At 41.9% G+C, this 6,317-nt stretch carries 4 protein-coding genes; all 4 read left to right on the plus strand.

Annotation, left to right across the window (positions count from 1 at the left end; translation table 11 throughout):
• Positions 1 to 21: 21 nt before the first annotated feature.
• Positions 22 to 465 (plus strand): peroxiredoxin, encoded by a 444-nt coding sequence (locus tag ACM9H2_RS03465; RefSeq protein WP_415488229.1) that lies wholly within the window; start codon positions 22 to 24, stop codon positions 463 to 465.
• Between the two features lie 86 nt (positions 466 to 551).
• The gene (gene leuS / locus ACM9H2_RS03470) at positions 552 to 3,383 is read left to right on the plus strand and encodes a leucine--tRNA ligase (RefSeq protein ID WP_415488231.1); all 2,832 of its coding nucleotides are present in this window, start codon (positions 552 to 554) and stop codon (positions 3,381 to 3,383) included.
• A 493-nt stretch (positions 3,384 to 3,876) separates the two neighbouring features.
• Positions 3,877 to 5,259: an NCS2 family permease gene (locus ACM9H2_RS03475; RefSeq protein ID WP_415488233.1), complete on the plus strand. Its 1,383-nt coding sequence runs from the start codon at positions 3,877 to 3,879 to the stop codon at positions 5,257 to 5,259.
• 123 nt (positions 5,260 to 5,382) lie between these two features.
• Positions 5,383 to 6,317: aryl-sulfate sulfotransferase (locus tag ACM9H2_RS03480; protein WP_415488235.1), on the plus strand; the 935-nt coding region annotated here is incomplete at its 3' end.

The raw sequence follows: 6,317 nt of genomic DNA on the forward strand, positions 1-6,317 counted from the left end.
TACTAAGTTCAATTCTCCATTATGACTCTTAATGTTGGAGATCAAATATCTGAAGTAAGCGCCCCAAATCAAAAAGGTGAAACAATGACTCTTTCTTTCAGCGACCCCACTGTCGTGTATTTCTACCCCCGTGACGACACACCTGGGTGTACCACTGAGGCAGTTCAATTCAATGAATCACTCTCTCAATACGAAGCAATAGGGGCAGAAGTATATGGAGTATCTATGGATTCTGTGGATTCTCATTCTTCCTTTTGCAACAAGTATGACTTAGAATTAAATCTCCTAGCCGACCCCGAAGGAATTGTAGCTACTCACTTTGGTTTTGATATCAGCGATGGCAAACCCGCACGAACCACTTTTATCATCTCTAATGGTTCCATCCAGGCAGTCTACAACAATGTCAAACCAGATGGCCATTCCGACGCTGTTCTGTCTAAACTCAATGAAATATTAGAAGACTAATTTCAATTTTTCTTACTTTCGCCGTCTCACATCACATCAAGACAAATTTCGAGTTCTTTTAACTCTAGGATATAAAACAATGTACTATGGAATACCAACCATCCTCCATTGAGAACAAGTGGAAGGATCGGTGGATGTCAAATGGGACTTATGAGGCAAACCCTAGTAATAATGAATCCACATTCATAACCGTTGCATATCCTTATCCTAGTGGCGGAATGCACATTGGACACGCACGCACTTACGCTGTACCTGATGTCTATGCAAGATACCGTAGACTTTGTGGAGAATCTGTTCTTTTTCCAATGGCTTGGCATGTCACTGGAACTCCTATAGTTGGGGCAGTCGAACGTTTAAAAAAAAGGGAGCCTGAACAACTATCGGTACTTCAAGATATTTTTGGTGTCTCCGATGAAGAATTAGACGAACTCAAAACACCAATGGGGTTCGCACACCATTTTATAGACAATCATTACCGAATAGGCATGAAAAACCTTGGTCTCAGTATTGATTGGAGACGTGAATTCACAACCAACGATGAACGTTATTCAAAGTTTATTACCTGGCAATACGACACTCTCCACAACCGCGGATTACTCGAAAAAGGATTGCATCCCGTTAAGTTTTGCACGAATGAAAAGAATCCCGTAACTACTCATGACATCCTCCGAGGAGAAAATGCGGAATTTCAAGAGTATACTTTAATCAAATTCAAATGGGGTGATTTTATAATTCCCATGGCAACTCTCCGACCTGAAACGATCAGGGGAGTAACCAACGCTTTTGTTAATCCAAACTCCATCTATGTTGAAGCAAATGTAGATGGGGAAAAATGGATTATTTCCAAAGAAGCTGCTGGTAAATTTTCACTCCAAGCCAGGAATGTAACTATTGAACGCGAAGTCCTTTCTGAGACATTAATTGGTGAGTTTATACAAAACCCAATCACAGAAGAATCTGTAATTATTTTACCAGCTACATTTGTCGATTCTGACAACGCAACTGGGGCCGTGATGTCTGTCCCTGCACATAGTCCTGATGATTGGCTCGCGTTGACTGAAGCAAAACAAAATATAGAGCAGATGTCTGCTTATGGAATTAAACCAAAATCACTCGAAAATATCACACCCATTTCCATTTTAACAGTGGAGGGTTATGGTGAATTCCCAGCAAAAGATATAGTTGAATCATTCGGGATAACGACATCAAACGATCCTCTGCTCAAACAAGCAACACATGAACTGTATAACAAAGAATTCCACTCTGGTATCCTCCGGGATTTTTATGGAATTTATTCTGGTGAAACAGTAGAGAAAGCACGAGATCAAATTAAACAAGACTACCTAGAACTTGATCTATTCGACACCATGTACGAGTTTACAGAAGATGTCGTCTGTCGCTGCGGTGGAAGTGTAGAAGTGGCGACCCAAGAAACATGGTTCCTTCGATACAACGACGATTCCTGGCGAAAAAAAGCAATAAACATCGTTGATCAACTCGATGGGATTCCTCAAAACACCAAAAACGAATATTATCGAACGATTGATTGGCTAAAAGAGTGGCCTTGCATTCGAAACTATGGCCTAGGGACACACTTACCTTGGGACCCTGATTACGTCATCGAACCCCTCTCCGATTCCACTTTGTATATGGCCTATTATACTATCTCTCATCATCTCAATTCTATTCCTGCAGATGACTTGACCCACGAATTCTTCGACGCTTTATTCTTCGGACCAACAGCAGTAGCTTCTCCAGACCCCCGTGCACTTGAACTTAGGAAAGAATGGGAATACTGGTACCCAATTAATTACAGATGCTCCGCAAACGATCTCATCAGCAATCACCTAACTTTCTTTTTATATCACCACGCTGAATTTTTCGATGAATCCCATTGGCCCAATGGAATAATGGTAATGGGAATGGGTTTATTGGAAGGGGAAAAAATGTCTTCTTCTAAAGGTCACGTCGTTCTAGTCGAAGAAGCTGTTAATAAATATGGATCTGACACCGTTCGATTTTTCTTATTGAGCTCTGCCGAACCTTGGCAAGATTACGATTGGAGATCCGACCAAGTAGATGTAATTAGAACCCAATTATTCCGTTTTTGGAATCGCTCTTTCGATGTTATCTCGCTCCCCACAGCTGATCAGAATTTGAGCAAACCTGATAAATGGCTACTATCAAAACTTAATCAAATCATTGAAAAAACTACCTCTTCGCTAGATCGATTCGAAACGAGAACAGCTAGTCAAGCTGTCTTCTATGAACTGGAGGAGCACATAAAATGGCACAATCGAAGAAGTGTCTTCACAAAATCCAATTGGGCCCTACGAGAAGTATTAAGAACCCGTCTAATCATGCTCTCTCCTTTCATGCCGTTCCTGTCTAATGAATTACACGAACTCTTGACCGGGGATCCTCTAGACACTGCCAGCTGGCCAAACACATCTCTTGAATTTGATGCCCCTTTAATAGAACTTGAAGAAGATTTGATACGTGCTCTTCTTTCAGACATACACGAAGTTAAAAATGTAATCAACAAAAATCCATCTCTGATTAGCATTTACACACCAGCCCCTTGGAAATATCAAGTACTAGAAACTCTCATTGATTCAAATTTAGATTTGGGGGTGGCTATGGGCATCTTAATGCAAAACGACGAATTACGTCCATTTGGCAATGAAATTAAGCGGCTTTCAACCACTTTACTGACATACCTCCGACAACAACCCCCTGAACGATTGTCCTTGTTAAAATCAATCGAAGAATCCAATCTGTATTCTTCTGCCAAAGACTTCTTCGAAAAAGAACTAGGAGTGACAATAGAATTTCACACCGAAGATGAAAATTCCATAGACCCTTCTGGAAAAGCGGCCCAATCTGCCCCCTTCCGGCCTGGAATCTATATGGAATAATACCTATAGTTCACCAAATATTTCTATTTTTACAAATTCAAACGTTTATTTCCCCCCTCACATATACTTCCTATATGGACCCCTCTGATACCCAACCAAACAAGCTTCTCAGAACCGTAACCGCTCCCTATCTGAGCCGATCAAACAGTGAAATGAACATCATGTCGATGTTGTATGGCCTCGGGTTAATCTTAATTCTAATTCCACTTCTCCCTTTCATCATAATTCTCTGGTCCTTATCCGTCCTACGCACCACTACTCAACGTATATTTGGTCTAAAATAACCCGTCGATTATATCTCTTACTGTCTTTTTAATTTCATTTTTATTACCAACTCTATTTATGATTAATCGTTATAATTATCTCAATGATGTCCTTATATGGCCATTCACGCCGTTCTAGTCAGACGTTTTAAGACAATAAACGATCTATTTTACGTTAATCAGCGACGATCAGAAATGCTTAAGGTCTTCCCGGAAGCGTCTTTTACTGTATGAGCGTCGCAGACTCTCTCGCCAAACGTTTTGGTTTTAAAAAAGCAAAGACAGACTTAAGAACAGAGGTCATTGCCGGGATCACCACATTCCTTACAATGTCCTACATTGTCATCCTTAATCCTGCGATTTTAGGAGCGGCAATTCAAATCGATGGGTACAGTGCCGCCCAAGTCACTCAGATGCTCGCCATTGTGACTCTACTTTCTGCTGCAGTAGCATGTTTAGTAATGGCATTCTATGCCAACCGCCCATTCGGATTGGCACCTGGATTAGGATTGAACGCGTTCTTCGCGTTCACCGTGGTATTAGGAATGGGAATTGCGTGGGAAGTCGCCCTCGCAGCCGTTGTGGTTGAAGGGGTAATCTTCATTATCATAACCGCTGCAGGCTGGAGAGACGCCATTATCGCAGCAATCCCAAAACCTGTGAAGTTCTCCGTCGGTGCTGGTATCGGGCTTTTCTTAGCAATTATCGGGCTTCAAGCAATGCAAGTTATCACAGCTGACGCAGCAACTTTTGTAACACTTAATCCAAACCTCGCAGCAGACCCAATAGCGCTATTGTCGCTCCTAGGTCTGCTGGTAACATTCGTGCTCTATGCTCGGGGTGTAAAAGGATCCATAGTTATTGGTATCCTAGCCACCACTGTTCTCGCATACGCACTCACAGCTGTTGGAATAGGAGGCGACCTCGCGATCCCTGAAATCGCTGCTACTTCTTACAACATCACACCACTCGTTGGCGCGTTCGTTGGAGGGCTTACCGGTCTAAGTTCAGCATCGGCATTTGGATTCGCGTTGATCGTTTTCACGTTCTTCTTCGTGGACTTTTTCGATACAGCAGGAACCCTCATCGGAACCTCCCAACTAGGGGGATTCCTAGACAAGAAAGGAAACCTCAAAGAAATTGAAAAACCACTCATGGCAGATGCGATTGGTACTACCGTTGGTGGTATCCTCGGAACTTCAACTGTAACTACTTACATTGAATCTGCTACTGGTATTGAAGAAGGTGGAAAAACTGGAATGGTTGCACTTGTAGTTGGTGTCCTATTCCTAGTATCCATCGTTGCAGTGCCTATTGCAGCCGCTGTCCCACTCTATGCTTCTCACGTTGCACTTGTCCTCGTAGCTATCCTTATGCTACGTGGAGTAACCGATATAGACTGGAAAGATGTCACAAACTCAGTCCCAGCAGGACTTACTATTTTGATGATGCCTCTAACGTTCTCTATCGCCTATGGTATCGCAGCAGGACTTATATCCTACCCCATAGTTAAAGCAGCAAAAGAAGGTAGTCTCAATGCTGCAACCCCTGCACAATGGGGCCTTGCAGTCGCTTTCGTGATTTACCTCTATGTAACCACAGGCGGATTGTAGAATCTTCAACAGGGAAGAATATTTTAATTTTAAACAAAACTTAGAACGAAAAAATAATCTCCCTTTCTTCTAAAACAAGAAAGGTAAGATATTCGTTCTTCGCATTCTTTTATCTGACATTGTATGTCGCGTTTCAGTTTATCCTCTCGATCACAATTCTTTAGAATTTTAGTCTGTATCCTGGTATTGCTGCTCATTTCCCCTGCCGTTTTTTCAGCCATAACTCATGAACCAACGGCGTCATATTTGGATTTCTCTCCTGGGGTCATTGAGCAACCTGCAGATGGCATTACTATTATCAGTATCCAGGGATTTCATTTTGAAGGAAAAGGAAGCACGAAAAAACCCGCAAGACTAGTTGCAGTTGATTCTGTTGGAAATGTACTGTGGGTTCATAATGGAAGCTCTGTCGGAGCACGATGGTTCTATGACGCTGATCCACTTCCAAATGGCAATATTCTCGTAGTAGCAACAGAGCCCGATGGAACTCTTTTTTATGAACTCGATTCCCAAGCTGGAAAAATAAATTGGCTCCACCGACTGCCTCTCATCGATACTCACGACGCGGATCTAATCGGAGATGACAAACTCCTAATAGCAAACATGAGAAATTACAATACTTCTACCAATCTAAACGATGACCGTTTGCTTATTTTTAATATGACCACCGAATCATTTGATTGGGAATGGAAATTCAGAGATCATGGTTTTCAAAAACGTGGTGGCGGGCGCTATTCTGAAGATTGGACCCATGTCAACGATATCGATCTAATTGATCAGAGATATGTTATGGTATCTATCAGGAATTTTGATCAAATCATTCTCATTGATTTACTATCCGATGAAATCGTCCTAACATTGGGAGAAGATGGGCAACATAAAACCATGTATGAACAACACAACCCCCAATATTTGGTCTCTTCTGAAAATCTTCCAACTATTCTCGTAGCTGATTCTGAAAACGATCGAGTAATCGAGTATGAATATTCTAATGATACCTGGGAACGAACATGGCAGCTTTCTGGGAATTTCTCTTGGCCCCGTGATGCAGATAGATT

The sequence above is a fragment of the Candidatus Hikarchaeum yamanae genome, assembly GCF_009889665.1.
In the GTDB taxonomy this organism is placed as follows: domain Archaea; phylum Halobacteriota; class Halobacteria; order Halobacteriales; family Hikarchaeaceae; genus Hikarchaeum; species Hikarchaeum yamanae.

Coding starts and splice junctions, on each gene's coding strand:
- leuS (WP_415488231.1), top strand. CDS start 552: ATGGAATACCAACCATCCTCCATTGAGAACAAGTGGAAGGATCGGTGG.
- ACM9H2_RS03465 (WP_415488229.1), top strand. CDS start 22: ATGACTCTTAATGTTGGAGATCAAATATCTGAAGTAAGCGCCCCAAAT.
- ACM9H2_RS03475 (WP_415488233.1), top strand. CDS start 3,877: ATGAGCGTCGCAGACTCTCTCGCCAAACGTTTTGGTTTTAAAAAAGCA.